The sequence below is a fragment of the Echinicola rosea genome (assembly GCF_005281475.1).
In the GTDB taxonomy this organism is placed as follows: domain Bacteria; phylum Bacteroidota; class Bacteroidia; order Cytophagales; family Cyclobacteriaceae; genus Echinicola; species Echinicola rosea.
On sequence record NZ_CP040106.1, the window covers coordinates 4,735,615 to 4,762,024 of the forward strand.

At 44.5% G+C, this 26,410-nt stretch carries 19 protein-coding genes; 9 read left to right on the forward strand and 10 right to left on the reverse strand.

The window, feature by feature from the left end:
• Window positions 1-59 precede the first annotated feature (59 nt).
• The 3 genes from argH to dprA all read left to right on the forward strand — a co-directional run bounded on the left by argH (window position 60) and on the right by dprA (window position 3,005).
• Window positions 60-1,394, forward strand: coding sequence for an argininosuccinate lyase (gene argH / locus FDP09_RS18560; protein WP_137404089.1), 1,335 nt, complete (start codon window positions 60-62; stop codon window positions 1,392-1,394).
• 155 nt (window positions 1,395-1,549) lie between these two features.
• Window positions 1,550-1,903: a MerR family transcriptional regulator gene (locus FDP09_RS18565; RefSeq protein WP_041738885.1), complete on the forward strand. Its 354-nt coding sequence runs from the start codon at window positions 1,550-1,552 to the stop codon at window positions 1,901-1,903.
• A complete protein-coding gene (gene dprA, locus FDP09_RS18570; protein WP_137404090.1) occupies window positions 1,884-3,005 on the forward strand; it encodes a DNA-processing protein DprA in 1,122 nt (373 codons plus the stop codon). The genes FDP09_RS18565 and dprA overlap by 20 nt, the downstream gene beginning before the upstream one ends.
• A 22-nt stretch (window positions 3,006-3,027) precedes the next feature.
• Here the strand turns inward: dprA and FDP09_RS18575 are convergent, their stop codons facing one another.
• On the reverse strand, window positions 3,028-3,366 hold the full coding sequence (locus tag FDP09_RS18575) for a hypothetical protein (RefSeq protein WP_137404091.1): 339 nt from the start codon (window positions 3,364-3,366) through the stop codon (window positions 3,028-3,030).
• 589 nt (window positions 3,367-3,955) lie between these two features.
• Window positions 3,956-4,801 (reverse strand): hydroxymethylglutaryl-CoA lyase, encoded by an 846-nt coding sequence (locus FDP09_RS18580; RefSeq protein WP_137404092.1) that lies wholly within the window; start codon window positions 4,799-4,801, stop codon window positions 3,956-3,958.
• 531 nt (window positions 4,802-5,332) lie between these two features.
• On the opposite strand from FDP09_RS18580, the gene FDP09_RS18585 reads away from it, so the two are divergent.
• The 5 genes from FDP09_RS18585 to FDP09_RS18605 are packed head-to-tail and all read left to right on the forward strand — an operon-like array spanning window position 5,333 to window position 11,605.
• The gene (locus tag FDP09_RS18585; RefSeq protein WP_137404093.1) at window positions 5,333-7,768 is read left to right on the forward strand and encodes a YfhO family protein; all 2,436 of its coding nucleotides are present in this window, start codon (window positions 5,333-5,335) and stop codon (window positions 7,766-7,768) included.
• The gene (locus FDP09_RS18590) at window positions 7,752-8,462 is read left to right on the forward strand and encodes a class I SAM-dependent methyltransferase (RefSeq protein ID WP_137404094.1); all 711 of its coding nucleotides are present in this window, start codon (window positions 7,752-7,754) and stop codon (window positions 8,460-8,462) included. Before FDP09_RS18585 ends, FDP09_RS18590 begins: the two co-directional genes overlap by 17 nt.
• 19 nt (window positions 8,463-8,481) lie before the next feature.
• Window positions 8,482-9,342, forward strand: coding sequence for a glycosyltransferase family 2 protein (locus FDP09_RS18595; protein ID WP_229683529.1), 861 nt, complete (start codon window positions 8,482-8,484; stop codon window positions 9,340-9,342).
• 52 nt (window positions 9,343-9,394) lie between these two features.
• Window positions 9,395-10,111, forward strand: a complete 717-nt coding sequence (locus tag FDP09_RS18600; protein ID WP_137404095.1) for a class I SAM-dependent methyltransferase — start codon at window positions 9,395-9,397, stop codon at window positions 10,109-10,111.
• A 3-nt stretch (window positions 10,112-10,114) separates the two neighbouring features.
• Window positions 10,115-11,605 carry a lipopolysaccharide biosynthesis protein gene (locus tag FDP09_RS18605; protein WP_137404096.1) on the forward strand — a complete coding sequence of 497 codons (1,491 nt, stop codon included), beginning with the start codon at window positions 10,115-10,117 and terminating at the stop codon, window positions 11,603-11,605.
• A 65-nt stretch (window positions 11,606-11,670) separates the two neighbouring features.
• Here the strand turns inward: FDP09_RS18605 and FDP09_RS18610 are convergent, their stop codons facing one another.
• The 6 genes from FDP09_RS18610 to FDP09_RS18635 form a co-directional block, all read right to left on the reverse strand.
• Window positions 11,671-12,765, reverse strand: coding sequence for a DegT/DnrJ/EryC1/StrS family aminotransferase (locus FDP09_RS18610; protein WP_137404097.1), 1,095 nt, complete (start codon window positions 12,763-12,765; stop codon window positions 11,671-11,673).
• Window positions 12,740-14,050, reverse strand: a complete 1,311-nt coding sequence (locus tag FDP09_RS18615) for a glycosyltransferase family 4 protein (RefSeq protein ID WP_137404098.1) — start codon at window positions 14,048-14,050, stop codon at window positions 12,740-12,742. Before FDP09_RS18615 ends, FDP09_RS18610 begins: the two co-directional genes overlap by 26 nt.
• Window positions 14,051-14,149: 99 nt before the next feature.
• The gene (locus tag FDP09_RS18620) at window positions 14,150-15,304 is read right to left on the reverse strand and encodes a glycosyltransferase family 4 protein (protein WP_137404099.1); all 1,155 of its coding nucleotides are present in this window, start codon (window positions 15,302-15,304) and stop codon (window positions 14,150-14,152) included.
• Between the two features lie 164 nt (window positions 15,305-15,468).
• Window positions 15,469-18,417, reverse strand: a complete 2,949-nt coding sequence (locus FDP09_RS18625) for an FAD-binding and (Fe-S)-binding domain-containing protein (protein WP_137404100.1) — start codon at window positions 18,415-18,417, stop codon at window positions 15,469-15,471.
• Between the two features lie 167 nt (window positions 18,418-18,584).
• Window positions 18,585-19,928 (reverse strand): DUF2254 domain-containing protein, encoded by a 1,344-nt coding sequence (locus FDP09_RS18630; RefSeq protein ID WP_137404101.1) that lies wholly within the window; start codon window positions 19,926-19,928, stop codon window positions 18,585-18,587.
• 61 nt (window positions 19,929-19,989) lie between these two features.
• Window positions 19,990-20,373, reverse strand: a complete 384-nt coding sequence (locus FDP09_RS18635; protein WP_137404102.1) for a VOC family protein — start codon at window positions 20,371-20,373, stop codon at window positions 19,990-19,992.
• A gap of 325 nt (window positions 20,374-20,698) precedes the next feature.
• Here FDP09_RS18635 and FDP09_RS18640 point away from each other — a divergent pair, with 325 nt between their 5' ends.
• A complete protein-coding gene (locus FDP09_RS18640; protein WP_137404103.1) occupies window positions 20,699-23,335 on the forward strand; it encodes a glycoside hydrolase family 2 protein in 2,637 nt (878 codons plus the stop codon).
• 59 nt (window positions 23,336-23,394) lie between these two features.
• On the opposite strand, the gene FDP09_RS18645 is transcribed toward FDP09_RS18640, so the two are convergent.
• Together FDP09_RS18645 and FDP09_RS18650 are read right to left on the reverse strand one after the other, a co-directional pair.
• Window positions 23,395-24,132, reverse strand: coding sequence for a DUF1835 domain-containing protein (locus FDP09_RS18645; protein ID WP_137404104.1), 738 nt, complete (start codon window positions 24,130-24,132; stop codon window positions 23,395-23,397).
• 1,173 nt (window positions 24,133-25,305) lie between these two features.
• The gene (locus FDP09_RS18650; protein ID WP_137404105.1) at window positions 25,306-26,385 is read right to left on the reverse strand and encodes a BF3164 family lipoprotein; all 1,080 of its coding nucleotides are present in this window, start codon (window positions 26,383-26,385) and stop codon (window positions 25,306-25,308) included.
• Window positions 26,386-26,410: the final 25 nt, after the last annotated feature.

The following is a 26,410-nucleotide window of genomic DNA, read 5'->3' on the forward strand; positions in this document are numbered from 1 at the left end:
ATTCGATTGATTACCGATAATTGAATAAACTATATATAATTACCGACAATAATTACCTCATGAAACTTTGGCAAAAAAATACCACGAGCACCAAGGAAGTAGAACAGTTCACCATTGGGCGTGACCCGGAGTTTGACATTGTGCTGGCTCCATTTGATGTGCTTGGCTCATTGGCACATGCGACCATGCTCGAGAGCATTGACCTGCTCACCAAAGAGGAACTGGCCACCCTTAGAAAAGGACTAAAAGAAATCTATCAGGAAATTCAGGAAGGCACTTTTAAAATTGATCCGGGGGTAGAAGATGTCCATTCACAAGTGGAGTTTTTGCTGACCGAGCGTTATGGTGACGTGGGCAAAAAGCTGCACAGTGGCCGCTCCAGAAACGACCAAGTAGCAGTTGACCTGAAATTGTACTATCGTGCGGTCATCCAGGAAGTGTTGGATGACGCCAGAGCACTCTTTGACCTGTTGATCAGTCTGGCCGAAAAACACAAAAGTGACCTCATGCCGGGCTATACCCATACCCAGTTGGCCATGCCCTCCTCTTTTGGGCTTTGGTTTGGTGCCATGGCGGAGTCACTGGCAGAAGACATGGAGCTCTGGCTGGCGGCCTACAACCTGGCCGATAGAAACCCGCTTGGTTCTGCAGCAGGCTACGGTTCATCGTTTCCATTGAACAGGACCATGACCACCCAGCTCTTGGGCTTCAAGGACATGCACTATAACGTCATCAACGCCCAAAACAACCGGGGTAAAACCGAAAAAGCCATTGCCTTCGCCATGGCGGGGATGGCCGGTACGCTGAACAGGCTTTCGGCAGACATCATCATTTTTATGAACCAGCATTTTGGTTTTGTCAAGTTCCCGGACAGCCTCACCACTGGATCCAGCATTATGCCGCACAAAAAGAACCCGGATGTATTCGAACTGATTCGTGCCAAATCCAACCAGATCCAAAGTGGTCCCCAAAATCTGATGATGCAGATGACCAATACCACCACAGGCTACCACCGTGACCTGCAATTGCTGAAAGAAACGACTTTCCCGGATTTTGAGAAGCTTAAGGATTGTCTGCAGATCACCAAGTTTATGCTGGAGCATGTCGAGATCAAATCAGGCATTCTGGAGGATAAATTCTACAAACACCTCTTCAGTGTAGAAGTGGTCAATGACCTAGTACTGCAGGGAATGCCCTTCCGTGACGCTTATAAAAAAGTAGGGTTGGACATCGAAAGTGATGATTTTGCGCCCAGCCATTCTGTCAACCACAGCCATGAAGGTAGCATCGGACAGCTGTGCCTTGACGAAATCAAAACTAAAATGGAAACGGCTTTGGCGAAATTTGATTTTAGTGCCATCGAAGCGAGTTATCAGAAATTACTGGAAGCATAACCAATGGGGTTTGAGCGGAGCAAGTTTATCAGCCTCCGCTTCGCTCATCCTACTTCTTCTTTTCTCTTTACACTAGTATTGCTACTAAATTCACACTTTCCATTGTCATCTTTATCCAAAATTCGTTATTTTGAGTTTTAAAACATTTTTGAAAAGTGCCGTACAAGGAAAGAGAAATCGAAAAAAAATACTACTCCATTGGTGAAGTAGCCGATAAATTTGGTGTAGCCACATCCCTGATCCGCTACTGGGAAGGGGAATTTGACATCATCAAACCCAAAAAGGACAAAAAAGGCAATAGGAGGTTCACCAAAGAAGACATTGAAAAGATCGGCCTGATTTTTCACTTGGTAAAGGAAAAAGGCTATACGCTCCAAGGTGCCCAAGAAATCATAAAAAAAGACCAATACGAGGTTTCTGACAAAGCAGGAATGGTCAACCGCCTAAAAGAAATCAGGGATTTTTTGTCAGAAATCCGAAACAATATCCATGCAGAAGACAACACATGAAACACTCCTTTACACCATAGCATTAAGTCTGATTCCCAAACTGGGACCCTATGCATTTAAAAATATCATCAGTTATTGTGGGTCAGCAGCTAATTTTTTTACCATGCCAAAAGGGAAAGCCGCAAAAATCCCCGGAATTGGCAGCAAGCTACTGGCTATTCGAAACCAAAAAGAAAGCTACCTAAAAGAGGCCGAAAAAGTATTAGAGGATTGTAAAAAACACCAGATTACGGTTCACACTTACCTTGACCACTCTTACCCCAACCGACTAAAGTCTTTCATGGATGCCCCTGTCCTGTTGTTCACGAAAGGTCATATTGACCTCAATCCCAAAAGAAGCATCGGCATCGTGGGCACGCGGAATGCTTCAGATTATGGAAAAAATACTACCCGAAAGATCGTAGAAGGACTGGCTCCTTTCCAGCCAACAGTCATCAGTGGCCTGGCTTATGGTATCGACATTACCGCACACAGGACAGCACTGGAATTTGAACTCCCTACGATTGCGGTACTGGGCAATTCACTGGATAGCCTCTACCCCGCCGCCCATAGAAGCACCGCCGAAACCATGACCGAAAATGGCGGATTAGTTTCCGAATATCCGGTGGGCACCGCCATGCACCCAAACAATTTTCCCGCCCGCAACCGGATCATCGCTGCGCTATCAGATGCTCTGATCGTGGTGGAAGCGGCCAAAAAGGGTGGCGCATTGATCACTGCTGAAATTGCCTACAGCTATAACCGCGAAGTATTTGCAGTGCCCGGCAACCTCCAAAACACCTATAGCGAAGGCTGTAATAACCTGATCCGATCGATGAAATCCAGCATCTATACGGGCCCTCGTGACATCCAAGAAGCACTTTCATGGACAACAAACGACCCCGAGTCGGCCGCATCAACCAAGCAAGCCCTGGACCTCAAAAAGTTTTCCGAAGAAGAACAACAAATACTCTTGATCCTTCAAGAAACAAGCCCCATCCAAATTGACCAACTGAGCTGGCAAAGCCAATTCCCTATAGCACAGGTAGCCTCCCTATTGCTCAGCTTGGAATTTCAAGGGGTGGTAAAAGCACTTCCTGGCAAAAAATACCAGCTAGTTTAAAATCGGAATCAATGCCGTTTAGTTAAGGGGATTTCCTTCTTTTCATATACCTAAAAGTTTTTTTTTGATTGACTTTGGCTGGGGAAACCTGATCATCCTGGTGGATTTTATCCTTTTCCTTTTTTCCATTGCTGAAAAAAGAAAGAAAAAAATCTAGGCCTGTGGTATTCCTTTTAAAATGGAACATGGATTTCCCCTGCGACGGGGATCCGTCACCCATTTTAATTTCCACCCGATGGCTACGGCCTAAAAGCGAGTGGGTCTCGCTGTTCCACGACGCGAGCCAACTCCCTTTCTTAACGGCCTCCACCATCGGCTGGAAAACAGGCATACCAAGGGCCGTAATAAGGAAGCGATACATTTTTGGGACTTATTAACCTCAGTTCGATTTTAAAATCGTCACTGCGAGGCTTAGAGGGAGATATGAGGGGTGGAAGCCGTGGCAGTCTCAGTATTTCAGGATTGCCACCCCCTTTTCCAACCCACATCTTCCTTAAAAGGGTTCGCAACGATTTTAATACAAAAATTAAGTCGAGCTCAGGTTATTAACTGAATCCGCCTTGCAGGTATTGGGCGTTAAGAAATTAAAAAGCGGGCGGGCAAAAAGGCAGGCTTGTTTGACGAAATGCTGCCCAAAAAGAATGTTGGCAGCTAAAGAAGGTTTACCTGGCTTTAGACAGGAGGAGTTTGCCTGCGTGAGGGAAGGTTTTAATTTTAGGCCAATAGATGCACACCTGTGCGCCGTGGCGTAGCGCCGTTTTTTTTGGTTACTTTTTTGAACTGAAGCAAAAAAGTAACAAAGGTAAAGGGATACAAACTATCTTGGAATTTAGCTAGAAAAAAAATTAAACCAATATTTCCAGACACATACTAACTAAACGACATTGATAAGCAGGATTAAAATCGGAAAATTCTAAGATTATAAAAAATCCGGTTCCTCGTGGAAAACCTTACTGGAAAACAAAATTAGCCAGCTTCATAGCCTCTCCCAACTCCTCCTTGTTCAGCCCAAGGTCTCCGTGGTTTTTCTCCAACACATCTATCAATGTTTCCGTGGCCACATTGCCTACCAGCTCATCATTGGCCATCGGACATCCACCAAATCCTTTGATCGCTCCATCAAACCTTTTGCAACCTCCCCTGAGACTCGCTTCTACTTTCTCGGCTATGCCTTCAGGTCGGCTGTGAAAGTGGGCACCAAACTCTATATGCGGAAAGGCTTCGATATTGGTCGTGAAAATTCTTTCAATCATGGTAGGCTCAGCCACTCCAATGGTATCGGACAAAGCGATGACCTTAACGCCGCGTTCATCGAGTTTACCGACAAATTGGGCAACAATATCAGCAGAAAAGGGCTCCTCATATGGATTTCCAAACCCCATGCTTAAATAGGTCACCAATGTCCTCCCCTTCACCTCACACAGATTTTGAAGGTTTTCGACGAACTCAAGTGCCTCGGTTATGCTCTTGTTGGTATTTCGCTGCTGAAAAGTCTCTGATATGGACAAGGGGAAGCCCAAGTAATCGATCTCTTCGAATTGCAAGGCATCCTGCGCACCACGGACATTGGCCACGATAGCCAGCAGTTTGGACTTCGAATGGAACAAATCCAACAGGTCGAGTACTTCAGCGGTGTCGCGCATCTGCGGCACGGCCTTAGGACTTACAAAACTCCCAAAATCCACCGTGTCAAATCCTACTTCCAACAGCTGGTTGATATAGGCTGCCTTGATGGCCGTATCAATAAACACTTCTCGCCCTTGCATGGCATCCCGTGGACATTCGATAATTTTCATATTGGTAAGGTAATACTTTTGTAAAAATCGAAGGTATAAAATTTAAAAAAGCTATGAAACACTGTCCCATAGCTTTAGTCAATTAACAATAAACCCATAAGTTAAATTTCGGACGTTACCTCTGAGCTTTGACGAAGTACTTCAACTACCTTCATCTTCGCCAAAACCCAAATAAGACGCCAATCCTAACGTCCACACATTCAACTACGTCAGTAATTCAAATTTATAATAATTACGCATACCAATCGATAATTATTAAAATTATTTTCAATCAATATGTTTAATTCATAAATTTTTTACATAAGTGGAGTGAAAACTTTAGAAATAGTGCTGCCACTTCATAAAAACCAAACGATAAAATGGGGCGCATGCCACCAACCACTTCGCACCACAAAAAAATTATCCGTACAAATCAGATCAACGCGGTCCCTGATCTCCAGCCAACATCTCACTCATTTTAACTATTAGAAATCACCATTAATTTTTAATTTGCACATCGTTTTGATATTAATGCTAACCAAACTAGCCAGCATGCAAGTCAACTTTAAGCAGCAAGTCCTGCCACATCTTCTAGGGATCGTTTCATTTTACGTTTTGATCGTATTATATTTTTCCCCGATCGTTTTTGATGGAAAAATGATCTTCCAGAACGACATCCTTCAATGGGAAGGATCAGCCAAGGAAATGATTGATTTCCGCGAGGAAACCGGTGAAGAGGCTTTATGGACCAACAGCATGTTCGGTGGCATGCCTGCCTATCTGGTAAACACCGAGTACCCTGGAGACATCAGCAGGACAGTGATCAGCGCGATCACCTTAGGACTGCCCCATCCCATCAATGGACTATTCTTTGGCATGGTCAGCATGTACATTCTACTACTGACGTTTCGGGTAAGGTCGGAGATTTCGGTCATGGGTGCTTGGGCATTTGCTTTTAATACCTTCCATATGCTCAGTCTGGAAGCCGGTCACAATGCCAAAATATGGGCCATTTGCCTCGTTCCGTTGATCTTGGCAGGGATAAACATGGCCTTTAACGGCAAAAGACTCTTGGGGTTTGCCGTTACGGCAGTGGCCTTGATGCTGCAGATTCGCTTTAACCACCTCCAGATCACCTACTACACCCTGATCGTTGTACTGATCTATGCCATTGGCCAATTAACGTATTATATCAAAGAAAAAAGGTTACCTGAATTTGGCAAAATAGCTGGAATCCTCATCGTAGGGGGGCTTATTGCGGTGGGCGCCAATGCCAACCGTCTAATATCTGTGCTGGAATACGGAAAATACTCCATACGTGGTGAAAAGCTTCTGGAATCCGCAGGAGACAATGAAGCAGGATTAAGCAAGGAATATGCCTTTAGTTGGTCACAGGGCAAACTCGAATCCTTTACCTTGCTCATTCCAAACTTTTCAGGAGGCGCCAGTCAGGAGGGTCTTCCAAGCGATTCCAATGCCGCTGAAGCCCTTCAGCAAAACGGTGTCTCGGGCGCTCAGCTCACCAATTTTCTTCAAGGAGCCCCTACTTACTGGGGAGATCAACCCTTTACAGGTGGCCCCATATATGGCAGTATTATTATGGTATTCCTATTTGTGATCGGCATTATCTATGCACCAAAGCGATTTAGGAATATTTTTGTCGCGGTCACCATCATATCCCTCATGCTTGCTTGGGGCAAAAACTTAGCTTGGTTCAATTTTACGCTGTTCGACATCCTTCCCGGTTACAATAAATTCCGTGCCGTATCGATGGCATTGGGGATCACCTTATTTGCGGTACCGGTCCTGGGATGTATCGGCTTGGAACATTTATACGCAGACCAAAATAAACAAAAGAAAACCAAAGCGCTATTGCTTTCCATTGGCATTGTAGGTGGTTTTGTGGTATTGCTGATCTTATTGGCAGGGGCTTTTGGATTCAAAGGCGCGGCAGACGCCAGCTTCCCCGGTTGGCTGACCGATGCATTGCGAGAAGACCGAAAAAGCATGCTCCGAAAAGACGCCCTCAGAAGCCTGGCTTTTATCCTCCCTAGTGCCTTGCTGATATTCTTTGCTATCAAAGGCAAGGTAAAATACCTTTATGCCACAATGGGAATTGCGGTACTGGTGGTAGCTGATGTATGGACGATCAACAAACGCTACTTGAATGATGATTCCCTGAAGAAAAGTCCAAGTGAAAGTTACTTTGCTCCTACTCCTGCGGATAAAAAAGTCATGCAGGATGATGGTTATTTCAGGGTACTCAATCTCCAAAACACCTTCAAAGAAGCAAGGACCAGTTATCGCTTCCAGAGTATCGGAGGATACCATGGTGCCAAAATGAGGCGTTATCAGGACTTGATCGACAGGGTACTACAAACAGAAATTTCCGGCTTTGTAAAAAAAGCCCAAGAAGGAAATTTTGACTATGCCAACCTCCCTGCACTCAACATGCTCAACACCAAATACATTCTGGCCGGCAATAGCGAAAAGGCAGTTTTCCAAAACCCCGAAGCCAATGGCCCAGCATGGTTTCCCCAAGAAATCGTAGCAGTAGGTAGCAATGATGAGGAAATAAGTAAAATCCCCCAAATCAACACCAAATCCCAAGCCACGGTCAATACCAATGAATTCGAGGTGGAAGCTGGTGCAGGAACGGTTTCTATCAAAAACCACCAACCCAACAAGCTGGAGTACACCGTCAATGCATCCAAGGCGGGACTAGTGGTATTTTCTGAAATCTATTATCCTGAAGGATGGACAGCCACCATCAATGGTGAAAAAACAGAGATAATACGTACTGATTACCTATTGAGAGGACTATTAGTACCGGAAGGTCCGTCAGAAGTGGTATTTAAATTTGAACCAACCAGCTATTATCGTGGTTCATTTATTTCGGTATCATGCCAATATTTTATTATATTACTTCTGATTATTGGGCTAATCTTACCGTTTACCAAATTTGCTGACTATGGAAGAAAAGGATAAATACATCAGTTTTTATGATCAATTTTCTACTGATTCCAGAAAAAAGGAAATCAGTGAACTGAATGGAAGTATTCTGGAGAAATTGATGGTAGAAGGATTAAAATCCAACCACAAGATCGTCGAAGGCGGCTGTGGACTGGGTGAGCTGAGCCATATTTTGGCAAATAAAGTAAAAAACGGAAAAGTCCTTGGTGTTGATATCAATGAAGACACCGTCCAAAGGGCATCTGAACTTTGGAAAAAGCAGAAAAACCTGACTTTCATAAAAGCAGAAATGAAGGCGTTTGAAAACCGGGGCGAGACGTACGATTTTTTTGTATTGACTGATATTCTTCAGCAAGTATCCACGGACAAACACCTCAAGTTATTTGAGGCGGTCAGAAGGCACTCTCATGAGGATACCACCATATTCATTAACCTTCCCACCCCGCGGTTTTCTGAGTGGAAAGCTCACAATGACCCGGAAAGCCTTCAGTTTGTCGAGCCATCCGTAAACATCGCCGGACTGGTCGAAAGCCTGACCTTAAATGATTTTTACTTGGAAAAAGCAGTGCCCTATAATGTCTTCTATGAAGAAAATGACTTTCAATATTTTATTTTCAAACCATTGACAAGAATCACCGTTCCTACGCCAAAGAAAAAGTGGGCAAACCTAAAAGAAAAACTGCCAACCAACTTATTGGGCTTGCTTTAGTACACAAGCTCCCCTACATATGATGTTAGACTATTGTGTAATCATTCCTGCGCACAATGAAGCGCAGTATGTATCATTATTGCTCGATTCCCTTACCCAACAATCACTCCTTCCCAGACAAGTGGTTATCGTCAACGATAATTCTACGGACCACACCGCAACCATCATCGATCGGTATGCGAATGATTTCCCTTGGATCACGGCAGTTCATAGCCAAACGGAAGCCTCCCGCCTACCCGGCAGCAAAGTAGTGGCGGCATTTGAGAAGGGGTTGGAGGCAGTCAATCACCCCTTTGATTTTATTGTAAAGCTGGATGCAGACTTGATTCTCCCCAAAAATTATTTCCAAGAAATTGCGACCATCTTCCAACAGCAGCCCAAGGCAGGAATCGTCGGCGGGTTTGCTTACGAAAAAGTAGGGGCTAAATGGACGCTTAACCACCCAATGGGAAAAGACCACGTTAGAGGCGCTTTCAAGGCATATCGTAAGGATTGTTTTGACCAAATGAATGGCCTGCGGTGCACCATTGGCTGGGATACCATCGACGAGCTGCTGGCGAGGTACCATGGCTTTGCGGTCATCACTGTTCCTGAACTGAAAGTAAAACATTTGCGTCCCACAGGTTCAGCCTATTCCAAAAAAGCCAAGTACTTACAAGGCCAAGCCATGTACAAGATGCGTTATGGGCTGGGAATTGCTTTTTTATCCATGGCCAAGGTCACATGGAAACAGCAAAAACCACGGTATTTATGGGACAGCATGATAGGATACATCGCTTCGTTTTTTGATAAGACCGAAAGAGCTGTCACAAAAGAAGAAGGAAAGTTTATTCGATCTTATCGTTGGAAAAACATCTTTCAAAAGATCAGCGGTAAATAACACGATTTTTTTATAAGTTTGACCACCAAAAGCTAAAGTTCCCCAATCAAACATGGCAAATCCCCTCATCGAACAATTAAAAATAGCCCAAAAAAAGAGTATCCTCCCTAACACTAACTGGAAAAGGGAAAGAGGTGCCGGGCTGGAATACCTTCGCTACAGGATTTGCCGGCCACTAATCAAGGGAGTATTTTACACCTACAGGTGGTGGAATAAACCTGCTCCTTGGTTTGCCCCTTCCGCTGTCAACTTCCTTAAATCGTGGCTGGACAAAGACATGGTTGGGTTGGAATTTGGAAGTGGATCCAGCAGCAAGTTCTTTGCTTCCCGGGTCAATAAACTGGTGAGCGTAGAGCACCATGAAGGCTGGTACACCCATGTACACCGGTGGATGGATGAAAATGGTCTGGAAAACATCGATTACCGATTAATTACTGAAAAAGAAATCGATGAACCCAAAAACCTCCCCGCCTTCTTCAAAACGCATCAATTAACCAAAAAAGACTATCCCTACAAAACAGAGTTTTGGGACTATTTTCATGTGGCAGATGAATTTGAAGAGGGGTATTTTGATTTCGTTTTGGTGGATGGACGCGCCAGAGTGGCCTGCTTGCTCAATTCACTTCCCAAACTCAAATCCGGCGGGCTGATGATTCTGGACAATTCCGATCGGCCTAGCTATCAGCTGGCCTTTAGGGTATTGAAGGATTGGGAGCATTTCACCTGTACCACGGGACTATCGGACACCACTTTTTGGATCAAACCATAACCTATGGGCACCATCAGGACGCAGTCTTCACAAACGACCATCATCGCCTATGCGGGTATCCTGATCGGCTTTGTCGGTTCTGCTTTACTGCGTCCTAAAATCCTCTCAGAGGGTGAAATTGGCCTGCTCCAACTGGTGCTAAATACTACAGCTCTTTTTGCTTCCATCTTTACCTTGGGCACCAACCTCACCACCCTCAAGATGGTGCCAGAGTTCAAAACCAAGCCTGAAAAGAAAAGAAGTTTCATTACCTTTTCACTATTGGTGGGAATGGTGGGTTTACTCTTGGCGGTACCCGTTTTTCTACTTACAAAGACATTTATCTTCCAAACCCAAGATGGAGGATTTGAGGGATTTGCCTACAACAATGAATTTTACCTTGGTATGCTAGTGGTCATTGGCTTTAGGATTTTCCAATACATATTGGACGCCTATTTACGCACCAACCACCAGCCGCTTCCTGGTGTGATCGCCGAGAGCATCATACAAAAGGCCCTGCCCATCCTTGGTTTAGTGTTTTTTTATTTTCGCTTGATCAATTTCCAGCAACTCATTTACCTTAACCTGGCCATTTTCATCCTTCCAGTCACCATCTCCTTCGTCATGCTAAAGCGTGCCAAGGTATTTACTCTTGGAAAGCCGGGGCCTTTTACGCCGGATGAAAAAAAGACCATTGCCGGAATCTCCTCCTCGGGAATTCTGGAAATCCTAAGTGGTGGTTTGATCCTGTACATTGATACCTATATGGTACAGTGGCTGATGGGGGAAGATGCGGTGGGCGTCTATACCACCCTGTTCTTTTTTGGCGTGGTCATCAGTGTCCCGGCCAAAGCCATCCGAAGGGTATCTATCGTGACCATTTCAGAATCCATGGCGCAAGGTGACTATTCCACGATCCAGTCGATCTACAAGAAAAGCAGCCAGACCTTGTTGGTAGTCGGTGGCTTGTTGTTTCTGGGCATTTGGTGCAACCGCTACAGTGTTGGTGGCTACCTGGGTGAAAGTTATGCTGCTGCCATCCCTGTCCTGCTTTATACCGCACTGGCCCAACTGGTGGATTGTATCACTTCTGTCAATTACCAAATCATCGCGGTTTCAAAACACTATTATTACAACCTCTTTATGGGTTTTTTGACACTTGCCTTGCTGATTGCCACCAATTACTTTCTAATTCCTATCATGGGCGTCACTGGTGCGGCAGTGGCTTCCCTGATCAGCATGGCCTTGATCAATGCGCTTCGCTACTTCTTTCTTCGTCAAAAGTACCAGCTAAGTCCATTCACCTCCGAAAACCTAAAAACCACTCTGATCATAGCGGGAGTTTGGGCTGTTACGGACTGGATTCCGAATGTCGAAAATATTTACCTCAATTTGATCCTAAAAGGAGCCATCGTACTGCTCCTGTACATCCCCGCAGTATATTTCACCAAATGCTCCCCAGACTTCAATGTCGTGGTCAATAAGTACTTGAGAAAAATCGGCATCGATCCGTAAACGCTGGCCAAGGACTCCTTATTTAGATCAAAACTCCAAAAAATCTCCCTACTTTAGACCTTACCTTACTGAAAAAATCGTTGTACCTCCTCACAGACTCTCCTCACATCATCTTCGTGAAGATATGGATGCAAGGGAAGGGAGAGGGTGAGATTGGAAAGTCTGGAGGCTACAGGAAATTCCTTGTTCACTTTAAAAGCCCTCATAGCAGTAACAGGAAGCGGATAATGAACAGCAGTACCAATTCCCTTTTCTGCCAAATAAGCCTTCAAGGCATCACGTTGCACTGTCTGAATGGTAAAAAGATGGGCGTTATGATCTTCCTCCACTATACTTGATGGCACAGTGATCCCCTTAAGATGCTGCAAATGATCAAGATAGCTCTTTGCCAGCCCTTTACGTTTTTGCTGCCAGGCCTCGAAATAAGGAAATTTCACATTTAAAAATGCTGCTTGTAGGGTATCGACCCGGCCATTCCTCCCGACGATTTCATGCCTATCCCTACGTGATTGCCCATGGTTCAACAGCAACCGTAACTTTTCTGCCAACGCAGCATCCTGGACAACCAATAGCCCCGCTTCTCCAAGTGCACCCAGGTTTTTGGTTGGATAAAAACTAAAACAGCCGATCGCTCCATACGTCCCTGCACTCCTGCCCCTTTGTACTGCCCCAAAAGCTTGTGCGGCATCTTCTATGACGTGAATTCCAGTATTTACCGTTAGTTTGAGCAACCGCTCCATGTTTACCATTTTTCCATAAAGATGCACGGGGATGATGGCCCTTGTGCGAGCAGTCAACAAGGAAGGAAGCTGCAATAGATCCATCAGGCCATGACCATCCACATCGCAAAAAACCACCTTTGCGCCCACCATGCTGACCACTTCCGCTGTGGATACCCAAGTCAACGCCGGCACGATCACCTCATCATCGGGACCAATCTCCAACGCTCGCAATGCCAGCTCCAATGCGTCCGTTCCATTGGCGCAGGGGATTGCGTGAGGTACGTTTAAATACTCCCGCATCGTTTTCTCCAGCGCATCAACTTCCTCGCCGCCAGAAAACAGGCCTTTTTCCAGCAGTTTGGCAAACTTCACCTTCAGCTCATCGGCCAAGTCGGCGTGCATGGGCGCTAGTTCAAGAAATGGAATCGATCTGCTCATCGAGCAATTGGGCTAGTTTTTTGGTCAATGTTTTACGTTCAAAGCGCGTAATGTCACGATCAGCCGAAGTCTCTTCTTCCATCAAAGCCTGATCAGTGAGGTATTGCCTTACTCCCGGCACATCTTCATGGGAAAATACACTACCCGCTCCGGCTTCGTTGATAATCGTGGCAGCATCCCCTTTTGGATCTCCCAAGGCTACGATATTTCTCCCCGTGGCAATGTACTCAAACAATTTTCCGGGGATATTTCCCTTTGCATTCTTGGTGTTCGTCAGGATCAATAGCAGCATGTTTGAACGTTCGTAAAAAGCAAAAACCTCCTCATGAGGCACGTATCCTGCAAATTCCACTCGCTCCGAAAGCCACGGATCACCTTCGATATAGTGCGTGACTTTTTCACTTACGCGCCCCACAAAGGTCAGCTTCACCTCTCTGGCACCCGCTTCGAATGCAGCTTTAAATGCTTCCAAAAAGGGTAATGGATTGCGTATCGCATCAATGATCCCCGTATAGACGACCTCAAACACACCATTACCTTCCTTTTCCTTCTTGAATCCTTTAGGTAAATCTGCCGAATCAAAACCATTGGTGATCAAATCGATGCTACGGCCTGCTATCTTTTCCAACTCTCCTTTAAAGGTAGGAGAAATAGTCACCACCTTTTCGGCTTCTTCGAACACCGACTTTTCCAGTTTCTCGTGTCTTCTACGGATACTTTTCATCATCGGGAGGGTATCCAAAAATTCCCAAGTGGACCAAGGATCCCTAAAATCTGCTACCCAAAGTAGTCCTGTCTTTCGTTTAAGGTTACGCCCTATCAAATGCATGCTGTGAGGTGGGCCGGTGGTGATGATGGCTTTGATATTGTTTCTCCTGACGATGTCTTCCAAAAATTCCACGGATGGCTTCACCCAAAACACCCTTGGATCCGGGACAATGGCATTGGCACGGAGCCAAATGGCGGTCTGGTCAAACCAGTTTTTCTTCCGCTTTTCAATCAATTTGGAAGGGTCTGCAATTTTGCCTCCTTTTTTTTTCTTCAAAAACCGGAACACCCCATATGGCTCCCAAATGGGAAATTTGATGATCTCCCATTGCGGGGAGACCTCCTTGTTCATCGTCTCATCTTTCAGCTCAAAATCAGGGTTTTCGGGAGTAAAAATCACCGGTTCCCAGCCAAAATCAGGCAAAAATTTGGCGAATTTTAGCCAGCGCTGTACGCCAGATCCAGCGCTTGGCGGCCAATAATAAGTGATGATCAATACCTTCTTGGTGTCTTTCATAGGGTAAAGATAGAAGGTTATTGGAAGAATGTAGATTCCAAAATTGTAAAATTAAGAATGACTTTGCAGCCCGCAATCTATAGATTACTGAATCCTTGGTTACTGATGCCCGGTCAATCTGTGGTATTTTTCCAAAATCAATGCATGCATCCTTCTTCTGTCGTACTTTTCGACCACTTCCTTAAACAATACATCCGCCAATACCTGCATCGATTCTCTCTTGACATAGGCAAATTCCAAGGCATCCTTCAGCACCGACACGCTCTTTACCGGAAATACCAACCCGGTTTTCTTGTTGCGAACAATGTCGGTATTGCCCGGGATATCAGAACAGATCACCGGTACCTGCATGGCTCCTGCTTCCAAAATAACATTTGGAAAACCCTCCCTGTGGGAAGCATGGACCAGCACATCGGAAATGGCCAAGTAGTGCTCCACGTGGTCTGACCAACTCACCTGCACAATTCTGGGGTGATCTTCAATTTTCCGAATGACATCTTCATCCAAGGGATCCAAGTGCTGCTCATAGTCGCCCAGCAGTACCAGTTTGGACTTATTTACAATCTTGGATTTTAGAAATGCCTCCACTAATTCCTGAATACCTTTGTCCTTCACCAGCCTTCCTACAGCCAAAATGATAAAATCATTCTCCCCGGGCATCACCCGCATCGTAGCTGCTACCAAGTGGTTTTCTTTCAAATTTTCTCGACTAAAACGAACGAGATCTACACCATTGGAAGAGCCATTCCCCAGCACTTCCAATTTCTCTGGTCGGGCGAGTTTTTCTTTCTCAATAAAGGATTTTAATGAATGGGCATTTGGCCAAATATGGGTGGCGTATCTAAACGTCCAGCGCTCTGCATTTTCCAGCATCTTCCGCTTGCTGTCTTTGGTCACCACATAGGGCAATCCGGCGACCGTATGAATCCGGATCTTCACCCCTGCCAGCTTTGCCGCCAGCATCCCCAAAAGCCCGGCCTTAGGTGTGTGCGTATGGACAATGTCCGGCTTTTCGGTTTTTAGTAATTGGTACAGCTTCCAGAGACTTACTAAATCCTGTAAAGGCGTAATTTGTCGGGTAAAGGGAATGCTTTGGTGCTCGCAGCCCTCTTTTGAAATGATTTCATTGACTTCTTTCCCTCCTGCACTCACCATCTGCACGTCCCAGCCAGCAGCTTTCATGTACTTCATTTGACCCGAAAGCAACAACTTTAATGAGAGGGGTACAGTGGTAATCCGTATCAGCTTTGGCATGAAATTTTACTTTAAAAGCACAAATATATACCTAAAAAGTGAAGGAATATATTTTATTAGGTGAATAATAACAACTACAAAAAGGACACCCTCAAATATGCTACCAAAGAACAAAAAACAAGTATAAAAGATGGGCAGGTGTAAAAAACCTGCCCATCAAATGCTTATAAACCTGCAGCATCAAACAAGACTTCCACGGGATGCAGGGCTTTTCTCCCCGTTCCATCGGCAATCTGATGCCTACAACTTGTACCAGGTGCAGCCACAATGGTAGCTTCATCGGCTTTCCGAACCGCCGGAAACAACACCAGTTCTCCGACATTCATACTGACCTCGTAGTGTTCCTCCTCATACCCAAAAGACCCCGCCATACCACAGCAGCCGGAAGGAATGGTTTCCAGCGTGTAATTTTCAGGCAGTGTCAACAGCTTTTGTGTAAAGGATACTGAAGAAAGGGACTTCTGATGACAGTGGCCGTGAAGCAGAACTTTCTTACTGGCTTTGGTAAACTGTTCAGCGGAAATATTGCCACGCATGACTTCCTTGGCCAAAAACTCATCCACCATCATGCTATGGCGCTTCAGCTTTTTGGCATCCTCAACCAAGCTTTGGTTTACCAGGCGAGGATATTCGTCCTTGAATGTCAGAATGGCTGATGGCTCCACTCCTATCAAGGGCTCATCCAAAGTCACCTTATCTTTAAAAAGACTGACATTTTGATTGGCCAGCTTTTTAGCCCTGTCCAAAAGGCCTTTGGAAATCGCTCCCCTTCCACTTTCCGGATGGTCAGCCATCTTTACTTCATACCCCAAATAATTCAAGAGTTTGATGGCTTTGATGCCGATTTCAGTATCGTTGAAATTGGTAAACTCATCACAGAAAAAATTAACTGACCCCACTTTTTTTGCAGGCGTTGGCAAGTTACCATAGTGCTTTTTGTACCATTTCCTGAGGTTGACTTTGGAAATCGTGGGCAAGTTTCGCTTTTCGGCCACACGAAGCACTTTCTTCATCATGTTTCCTGTGGACTTGTTGGTCATCAGGAAATTGGTCATCCCCGGCACCAAGCTGCCCAATTCATTCAGGTTATTGATGAAAGCAAAGGCCTTGCTCCGAAGCGGTATGCCGTGTGTTTTGTGGTATTGGTGAAGAAACTCCGCTTTGAGACTCGACATGTCCACATTGGAAGGGCACTCCGAGGTGCAGCCTTTGCAAGACAGGCAAAGGTCCATCACTTCCTTGATCTCCGGATGGTCAAATGGGTTAGGTTGGGTATTTTTTGTCAAAAACTCCCTTAGGGTATTGGCACGACCGCGGGTGGTGTCCTTTTCGTTCTTGGTGGCCATATAGCTCGGACACATGGTACCACCGGAAACAGGTAGTTTTCGACAATCCCCGGATCCGTTACATTTTTCAGCTGCCCGCAAAATTCCTCCCACATGCCCAAAATCCATCGTGGTCTCGAATTCCGGTGTTTTCATGTCACGCTCATAGCGTAAAAAACTATTCATGGGAGCCGTGTCCACGATTTTTCCAGGGTTGAATATATTATGGGGATCCCAGGTTTTCTTGATCCTGCGGAAAAGCTGATAGTTTTCTTCCCCGACCATGATAGGGATAAATGCCGCCCTCACTCGTCCATCACCATGCTCCCCACTGAGAGAGCCGTCGTATTTTTTCACCAACTTGGCCACGGCCTCGGTGATTTTATAAAAATCCTCCACATCTTCGGATTTTTTTAAATCTAAGATGGGACGCAAGTGAATTTCACCAGCTCCGGCATGGGCATAATGCACCGGTTTTTGGCCAAAGCCTTTCATGATTTCACCAAATTCATCAATAAAATCGGCAAGGTCATCGATATCCACAGCCGTATCCTCAATACAGGCCACGGCTTTTCTATCTCCAGGGATATTAGCGAGTAGGCCAAGCCCTGCACTTCGTAATGTCCACACATTTTTGGTTCGTTCGCCTGTGATGATCGGGTAGGCATAGCCTAACCCGGCCATCTTCATGGCATCGATCATCTTTTGTGCCTGTTGGAGTGCTCCTTCTTCTATCTCGTCCCTAAACTCCACCATCAGAATTCCTTCCGGATCCCCTTCCACAAAATAACGGTTCTTACTTTGCTCGATATTCTCTTTGGTGCAGTCCAATATGATTTTGTCCATCAGCTCACAAGCCGTCGGATGGTGCTTCATCGCCAGCTGGGTCGCCTTCATGGACTCATGGATCGTCCCAAAATGAGCAGCTACCACCACATCCCTGGGTGCTGGAAGCGGATCCAAGTGGATTTTGATTTCGGTAGTGAATGCCAGCGTTCCTTCCGATCCACACAGTAATTTACAAAAATCAAAAGCCGTATCCTTCTCCGAAAACACCGCGGTCTCCAACAAATAATCCACCGCATACCCCGTGTTTCGGCGCTGAATAGAGGGTTTGGGAAATTGCTTCCTGATATTTTCCTGATGAACTGGCTGACTGAGCTCTTCATAAATCCCTTGATATAGCTTTCCCTCCAGATCATTCTGCTTCCTTTTCTCCTCAAACTCCTCGTTAGAAAGCTGGGTAAAAGTCACCTCAGATCCATCGCTCAAGATGGTCTGCAATTCCAAGGTATGCTCACGGGTAGATCCGTAGATAATGGAGGTGGTGCCACAGGAATTATTTCCCACCATCCCTCCGATCATCGCCCTATTGGCAGTCGATGTCACGGGACTGAAGAAATACCCATGGGGCTTTAGAAATGCATTTAGCTCGTCACGGACCACGCCAGGCTGCACGCGCACCCAGCCTTCTTCTTTGTTAAACTCCAGAATTTGGGTAAAATACGTTGACACGTCCACCACGATGCCATCCCCTACACACTGTCCTGCCAGTGAAGTTCCCGCAGTTCGGGGGATCAGGGAGGTCTTATGGGTATTGGCAAAATGGATGAGCTTTTTGATATCGTCTTTGGTCTTGGGTAAAGCTACCGCCAAAGGTAATTCCCTATATACCGATGCATCCGTCGCATACAGGGTTCTCATGAGTTGATCGTAATATAAATCACCCTCCAATTCTTTGGCTAATTCAGCCAAAAAGGGTGACAAATTCGCTGGTTCGTTAGACATGCCATAAAATTAAAACAGTTCGCGCAACTAATAAATAATAAAATGAAATATCTGAGGAAAAAGTCGATTGTCTGCCGTCCTTCTACCAAGGTAAGCCTTGGACAGTCCTGCTGATTTGACTAACTGCCAACTGAATATGGATTATCAATTAAGCCCACCTGGGAAATTTATACTTTATCTTTTTGTAAGGTATTGTCCGAAATATCCAACTGTTGATAGCGCTCTTCCAAGTCTCTGTAGTCATTGCGCTCACCAAAGTGCTCCTTCCCTGCCTGAAGGATCATTTTAGCGTGTTTTAAAATCACCTGTTTATGTTCAGACCGTTCGGACAATTTATAGATGGTCACCATAGCACCCATCAAATGGATGAGGACCGCAGGACTGCTCTGACCAAATTGACGGATTTGGTTAAAAGCCACACTTACGACTCCATCGAAACTCATGGTATTCAGGATCAATCGGAGTTTTTTATCCTCATCAAAACGATAAGGGCCCGGCAAGTCCACGGCAGTAAGGTAACAAATAGAATCGGTCAACTTATCGATGCAGGTAATGGCAGTATAGGGATCATTCACGCCTGGAGACAGTGCCCGGGAAGCTACTTCCACCATTTGCCGTACGGCAAATTCACTATCTTGGGTCGAATTCCGCTTGTTTCCTGCGATGAGCGCAGATAAAAGCCGGCTTTCAAATCCTTCTTCCAACTCCTTCTCACCATACACCGTGAAAACTTCCTGCCCCTCCACTAGAAAATGACCGGCATGCTTTTTCACTTCGATAAAACCTTCTATTTCCTTCGCAAGATTAATCAACCGTTCCCTGTTGACTACTTGGAGGTAACCGCTCCTCTTTACCTTATAGACCTCCTTATAGCGGGCATTTTGCTTTAATTTTTCGATTTTTGAATCAGCAATTTCCAGTACCTCTTCCTCCTCTTCTGCCTTGGGAAACAACCTCCGAAAGTGATGGTTCAAACTGCTATTGACATTGGATACCACTTGGTCAGCTTGGATACTAATGGAAATATGGTGGATAAAAATCACCAATAGGAAAATATTGACCAATGCCAAAATGATGGAAAAACCTACCGAAATAGTCGGCAAAAATTGCAAACTATCGCTGGACTTAACAGTACTTAGCACTACCAAGCAATACGTAAAAGTGGCAATGTATGAGCCCAAAACCACCTGATTGAGCTTATCATGCATGAAATTCTGCAATAGTCTCGGGCCAAACTGGGAAGATGCCAAAGTCAAGGCTACCAATGTGATGGAAAATACCGTACCCGCCACTCCTATCATCGCGCCTGCTATGGTGGACAATACACTTCTGGCAGAATCTGCACTCCCGATAAGAAAATAGCTAAAAATCCCAGAAGGCTCTACTTTTACTGCATCATCCAGAAAAACCAATCCAAATGCTGCCAAAATAGCACAGAGGATAAGAATTAAAGGCACAAACCAAAAGCTGGATTGAATGTTGGACCAAAAATAAATGAGTTTTGCTTTCAATTGTTGATCATTTTACGGTTTCTAATGGTGCAGGTTCTCTGGTCTGGATTGCTCCTGTCAACTAACCTTGAGAAAGGTGGGCGAGTAAATTGAGTGTCGCTCCACAGGGTGCTTTCACAAAAAAACGCCTGACACCCCAGCTTTCGTCCCGAATATCATAAACAATGGGGTAGTTCATTTCCTTTGCCCGTTGGTACATGGAATCCACATCCTGAACTTCTACGGACATAAAGACCGGTTCATTATTGACAGGAACACCACCTTCATGCTTGAAGAGATTGATTTGGGCAGTGGGGTTTTCTGTTGAAACAAATGTCAACACCCACCCCATGTCCATCGCCAGTTCCATCCCCAAATACTTTAAAAAGAACGCTTTCGATGCTTCTATTTGATCAGTATAGATGTTAGGGACAATTCTTCGAATGCCCACACTACCTTCTTTCATGATTTATGTACGTTTTGGTCATTAAATTTAAGCTGAAATCCTTCTTGTCTATCCCCTTAATGGGCTGCTGAGTAATGTTCAAAATCAAACTAGCAAAAAAATCTCAATTCCCCCTCCAAAACCTGTCTAAAAGTCCGCCGCCATTTTTCCAGCCCCTATCCTCCTTAACAGCAAACCTGTTTACTCTAGTTTTTTAAAAATTTACATTAACAATGCTATACAAACAACCATTTATCACAAAATGATATGTATTTATCTAATTTTTTCATTATTTTTATACCTACCCTCAAAGACTACACATTTATTATTAACCTACACAAGACCTATGAAAACTACCTTACAGATCGTAAAAATCTGTTTGTTCTCGCTTCTATTTGTTCAATTGGGGGCAGCTCAGCAGCGATATGAACTTAAAACGGACTGGTATTGCAATCCAGTAAACGAAACGCAAGCAGAAGGCCAGGCCCTATCCAAGGTCTCATTCCCAATTCAAGATTGGATGCCAGCCACTGTTCCCGGTACAGTGCTTACCACTCTGCTGAACAACGGAAAAGTACCTGATCCCTTTTATGGCCTAAACAATGAAAAAATAAAGGATATTTACGATACGGGAAGGGAATACTATACGTATTGGTTTGTCACCGATTTTTCGGAAACAGCCAAATCGGGAGAACAGGTATGGCTAAACTTTAGAGGCATCAACTATAGCGTGGATATTTTTCTCAATGGCCAAAAAGTAAACCCAACTCCGTACAAAGGCATGTACCTTCGAAAGCAGTTTAACGTCACTAAGTTTCTCAGCAAGGAGGGCAATAACCGGCTGGCGGTACTGGTACACCCTGCTGACCACGTAGGAAATCCCAATGGAGGCCAAGGTGGTGATGGCACCATTGCTAAAGGCGTGGCCCTCCAATATACTGCTGGCTGGGACTGGATCCAACCTGTGCGTGACAGAAACACGGGCATTTGGGACAAGGTCTTCATCGAAAAGACCAAAGCTGTCAATCTCAAAAATCCCCATATCGTCACCTTGGTGGACGGTAAGCGGATGCCCGGTACCAAACAGGCTCCTGCTACCATCAAAGTAACTACCGAATTGCAAAACACACAAGATCATCCCCTCAGCGGCACCCTTCAGTACACCCTCGACGGAAAAACTGTCCGCAAAGACGTCACCCTACCAGCACAGCAAACAACGGAAGTCGCATTGCCCGACCTCCAAGTGCAAAATCCGAAGCTCTGGTGGCCGAATGGTTATGGAGCGCAGCCCCTTTACGGTATTGACCTTCAATTCATCACGGGTGCGGAGATTTCCGACCACGAAAAAGTCACCTTTGGCATTCGGGAAATCCAGACCGAATGGAACGAGCATACCCGCAGTCAACAGATCGCTGTCAACGGCCAAAAGATTTTCATCAAGGGAGGAAACTGGATCATCTCGGATGCCATGCTGCGATTTTCGGAGGAACGGTACGATGCCGAAATCCGCTTCCACAGGGACATGAACCTTAACCTGATCCGCATTTGGGGCGGGGCATTGCCTGAACGGCCTGAATTTTACGAAGCATGTGACAAGTACGGCATGCTGGTCATTCAGGACTTCTGGATGTCTGGTGACTGCAACGGAAGGTGGTTGGATCCAAAGAAAAAAGACGACCAATGGACGCGTCGGCAATACCCCGATGACCACGGGCTGTTTATAGAATCTGCTGCAGACGTCGTGAAAATGCTTCGAAACCACCCGTCACTGGCCATGTGGTGTGGTGGAAATGAGATCACCCCGCCTGCGGACATTCTCAAGGCCCTAAAAGAAGACGTATTGCCCCAGCTGGACGGCACGCGTTGGTTCATCGATTATTCCAATAGCGATGAGATGTCTTATAACTTCAAAGGTGGCAATGGCGATGGTCCCTATGGCATTCAGGACATCTCCACCTTCTGGGCTGAAAAAACCTGGCCGTTCAATTCAGAAGTAGGCTCGGTAGGTACTGGAGATGCCGCATCCTTGAAGCGATTCATTCCAGAAGAAAATCAGGTCATCCCAATCGAAATGGACGGCACTGAAAAGGTGCGGGACGAAGTCTGGAGCTATCATAAATACATCGATTATGGCGATGCCATGGAGCCATATGGCACTCCTACCGACATGGAGGATTTTGCCGCGAAAGCACAACTGGTAAATTACAATCAATACCGTGGGCTCATAGAAGGGTTTTCGGCCCATATGTGGGACTGGTACACGGGGGTGATCATCTGGAAAACACAAAACCCTTGGACTTCCCTCCGTGGCCAAATGTATGATTACTACCTGGATCCCAATGCCTGCCTTTACGGCCTGCGCACCGGCAGTGAAGCGCTTCATGGGATGTACGATCCCGTTAAGGGAAATATCATGATCGCCAACAACACCTTCGAACAGCAACACGACATCATGCTTCGCGTGACGGCTTATGACATGGAAGGCAACGATCAGCAACTTACACAGGTATTTTGCTATATCGAACCATCCAGCATCCGGCTGATCATGTCGCTACAAAGGCGCATTCAAGAACTCAGTGCTGAAAAAGGTATGTTCCTTTCTGTCCAGTTACTGAATACTGAACAGGAAGTCCTCAGCGACAATTTCTACTGGCTGCCAGATGCTGCGGGCAATTACTCCGGCCTACAAAGCATGGCAAAAGCTCCTGTCCAAGCACAGACCACCAGAATAGCCAAGGATAAAATAAGACTGCAACTGACCAACCCGTCTGGAAATACGGTTTCTTTCTTTAACCGTATTTCCCTTATTGACGCCGCTACCGGAGAAAGGTTACTGCCTACATTCTATAGCGATAATTATGTTTCTTTGGTACCTGGGGAAGAAAAATCCATCACCCTCACCTATGCTGAGTTGGAAAAGATCAATGCCAAAATTGAAATTGGAGGGTGGAATGCCCCAAAGCAGGTCGTCCAGATTGAATAGATGATTGATCAATCAAGGAGGGGCAGGAAATGATGGATATCCCCTGCCCTTCCTTGATGCTAGATTTCATCAAAAAGCCGCTTCACTTGCAAATCACCAAACCCATAAATACTCTCTCGCTTGTGGAATTCCTTAAAAACAGGCACAAACTCCTTCGTCCCCAATTCCTTCATGATTTCCAGTAATGCCTCTTTAGGCCTTCCAAGGTAATCGCCTCGCGGAATCCTGGCCAGATGGGCCTCCACCGCAGTAAGCATAAAAGGAAAAAATTCTTCCAATTCCCGGGCACCTTGCCATAGCAAATCACCATCATTAGCTTGGTACCTGTCCCAGAGCTGGGCTATCTTGGCCACCTGCGTGATTTCCACCCGATCCTCAAAAGCCTTCTGGAGCCCCTTTTGATCAAGCCCCGCAAAACCGAGTAAAAGACTCGTCTTTGGCCTGACCAAATACACCTTGCATGGTTCTTTATGATTGCTATGGAGTAAATTTACGACAAACCAAAAATTGACCTGGCAAAACAGGTCATCCTCAAACCAAAGATAAATGGAGGACCCGGGGACGATTTTGGTGATCTTCTCCAATTCTAAAACCGTTTGGCTGAAATAATCCTCTTCCGAGAAATCCCCATAAGCATTGGCGATAAATGCTGCCCTTTTGGCGAAAAAATCTTTTAAATTTTCACTTTTCACCTCACCATCTACCAAGCATTCGCGCATAACAATCACTTCACCAGTGATTTCCTTGGGAAAGCGGTCTTTGAGTGCATCGCCATTAAGAATGTGATATGGACTCATCTTTGTGAATGTTGGGCAGTAGAATCGGCCGTTGCTTCTCTCTTTCTAAAAGTCCACTTTACCTTTTTCCAATCGGTAAACAGGGCTGCAAATATCATTTCTAACAATATGGCCATAATTGAAGTGTTTTTAATTTAATAGTGGCGATAGAGCAAAGACTTTGCTTTTGAAGGAATTTCGTTAAAATTCACCCCTAAATCCCCTAAAGGGGACTTTTTGAAAACCTCTTCAGCGTAGGGGCTAGTTTTAGGAAATAGAAAAAATCTTTCCTCTTATCGTTTAAATCTACTTTTTCAGTGTATGTGAAATTTAGTCGGACGATAGTAATTTATTATATGTATAAGTTAAGAATAATTGTTCATTTTATCGGCCACTCTGGGCAAATGCGTTTAGTGTTTCGAAAGGAAATAATTTTCATGTAGGCATTACTATCATCCGAGCCGCTGGCACTCCTTCTGAAGGTTGGGGAGATGTCAAACCTCCTGCGGATAAATCCGCAGGTTATAGCATTCATCGTGCCGCTGGCACTTTGCCTTGATTTGTGCATTGGGAATCGCAGTTGCCTAGCTTGCTGGATGTCGGGATAGGTTGAAAGATTGATTAGTTGATTTGGATGCTAAACCGGGTTAATGAATTTTATGCGTTGGCAACGGAGCATCCTGTTTAATCCGCCTTTCGCGGAGGGGCATATAGAAGGTGCAGGTCGTCTCCTGCACCAAAAATGGTTACGCACATAAGGACAAGTTCCATAGGAACGGCAGATATAAGTGCAAAATGCAACAATTTTTTACCGTATCGGAAACCTCATTTATATGAATTTTTGGTCAAAATTGACGCCCTATCGTGATGAACATTATCAATTCAATCGATCTCCTGATGACCTTTTTTCAAGTTTATTAAGCTGATGAGTCTAAAATATAATATATTCAAATGTTACAGGCCTTATTTACAAGGCAAAAATGAATCCTTTCAATGCTTCTGATTTATAATAATTGTGGAAAGGGAGTGACTAAAATTCTCTATTCGGACAGTCCCAAGTTAGTGGTTACGATATTCAACACATTTATTAAAGAGATTCTTTCCAAAAATTCATGAACTTAAAGGTATCTAACCAAGGATTAAAAATTATAAATTGGGTTTAAAGGTTCTCAAATATTTCAACTGGGTAAAATTCTATGGTAATGGGAATTCCGCAATTCCTGGATTCTTGTCAGTAGTAACACCTAAAATTCTATCACCTTCTGAATCGATAGTTATATTTCTTATTGAAATATCTAGTTTATATTCTCTCAGTATATTCCCTGCTACATCAAAAACGAAAATGCGATTCCCATACTCTCCTTTTTTATTGATTTCTTTTTCATTTCTTCCGCAATAAAGTCCATATATTAGATTATTATCAATAGCAACATCCAAATATGACAATGGCTCATTATAATCTACAACAATACTAGATGATGCACCATTATTCCCACTTACAATATCAAATTGGGGAGGGGATAATGTAGGGCCATCAATTGTAACAATAGTTCCTTTATTTCGGTTTAGTAGTTCTATTCGATCTCTATAAAATCCAGCCGCTGCAAAAAAACCTGATGATGCATCTCCATCGAATTGTCCCATATGAAGATCACACATCATATAGTCATTTAAATCTTTACCCAATTGATAATTGTCCCAATCACCAAAGTTTTTAATTCGATTTCCTGATATGTTAAATTCTACAAACTGATGCGGGTCATTTACCATCCTACAGATTATAGTCGAATCAGAGGACCATTGCATTAATCCGGCCATATATAAATCTTCACCTTGCTTAATTTGATTGCTAGCCAGCAATGTTGTGTCTTCTAAATTAAATTCATAAAATGTTTTTGACATACCGCTAACCACCCAAAATGAATTTTCACTTAAACCTGATGTCAAATTAAGTATATCGGGAGTTTCACCAGGCCCAAATCCAACTACTCCTTTACTTTGCTTATATTGTTTGGATTTTATATTGACTATATGAATTAGGGGGTTTTCAGGACTAATTCTTCTACTTTCACCAATAATTAAATTGTCTCCTTTTTTCATTATAAAGATTGGAGAAATTATTTGCTCGAAAATATGTTTGTTGCCTTTTAGATTTATTGTCTCTGAGATATCCTCATTTTTGAATTTTTTATGAAATTTAGTTGATTTAGTCTGATCAGAACATCCTATACTAAAAAGGAAAATGGAAATTATTAGAAATTTATATTTAAGCATTTGGTTTCTGCTAAATAAACCTCTG

Excerpts from the sequence above, each read along its gene's own strand:
- argH (WP_137404089.1), top strand. The coding sequence starts at position 60 with ATGAAACTTTGGCAAAAAAATACCACGAGCACCAAGGAAGTAGAACAG.
- dprA (WP_137404090.1), top strand. The coding sequence starts at position 1,884 with ATGCAGAAGACAACACATGAAACACTCCTTTACACCATAGCATTAAGT.
- FDP09_RS18575 (WP_137404091.1), bottom strand. The coding sequence starts at position 3,366 with ATGTATCGCTTCCTTATTACGGCCCTTGGTATGCCTGTTTTCCAGCCG.
- FDP09_RS18580 (WP_137404092.1), bottom strand. The coding sequence starts at position 4,801 with ATGAAAATTATCGAATGTCCACGGGATGCCATGCAAGGGCGAGAAGTG.
- FDP09_RS18585 (WP_137404093.1), top strand. The coding sequence starts at position 5,333 with ATGCAAGTCAACTTTAAGCAGCAAGTCCTGCCACATCTTCTAGGGATC.
- FDP09_RS18590 (WP_137404094.1), top strand. The coding sequence starts at position 7,752 with ATGGAAGAAAAGGATAAATACATCAGTTTTTATGATCAATTTTCTACT.
- FDP09_RS18595 (WP_229683529.1), top strand. The coding sequence starts at position 8,482 with ATGATGTTAGACTATTGTGTAATCATTCCTGCGCACAATGAAGCGCAG.
- FDP09_RS18600 (WP_137404095.1), top strand. The coding sequence starts at position 9,395 with ATGGCAAATCCCCTCATCGAACAATTAAAAATAGCCCAAAAAAAGAGT.
- FDP09_RS18605 (WP_137404096.1), top strand. The coding sequence starts at position 10,115 with ATGGGCACCATCAGGACGCAGTCTTCACAAACGACCATCATCGCCTAT.
- FDP09_RS18610 (WP_137404097.1), bottom strand. The coding sequence starts at position 12,765 with ATGAGCAGATCGATTCCATTTCTTGAACTAGCGCCCATGCACGCCGAC.
- FDP09_RS18615 (WP_137404098.1), bottom strand. The coding sequence starts at position 14,050 with ATGAAAGACACCAAGAAGGTATTGATCATCACTTATTATTGGCCGCCA.
- FDP09_RS18620 (WP_137404099.1), bottom strand. The coding sequence starts at position 15,304 with ATGCCAAAGCTGATACGGATTACCACTGTACCCCTCTCATTAAAGTTG.
- FDP09_RS18625 (WP_137404100.1), bottom strand. The coding sequence starts at position 18,417 with ATGTCTAACGAACCAGCGAATTTGTCACCCTTTTTGGCTGAATTAGCC.
- FDP09_RS18635 (WP_137404102.1), bottom strand. The coding sequence starts at position 20,373 with ATGAAAGAAGGTAGTGTGGGCATTCGAAGAATTGTCCCTAACATCTAT.
- FDP09_RS18640 (WP_137404103.1), top strand. The coding sequence starts at position 20,699 with ATGAAAACTACCTTACAGATCGTAAAAATCTGTTTGTTCTCGCTTCTA.
- FDP09_RS18645 (WP_137404104.1), bottom strand. The coding sequence starts at position 24,132 with ATGAGTCCATATCACATTCTTAATGGCGATGCACTCAAAGACCGCTTT.
- FDP09_RS18650 (WP_137404105.1), bottom strand. The coding sequence starts at position 26,385 with ATGCTTAAATATAAATTTCTAATAATTTCCATTTTCCTTTTTAGTATA.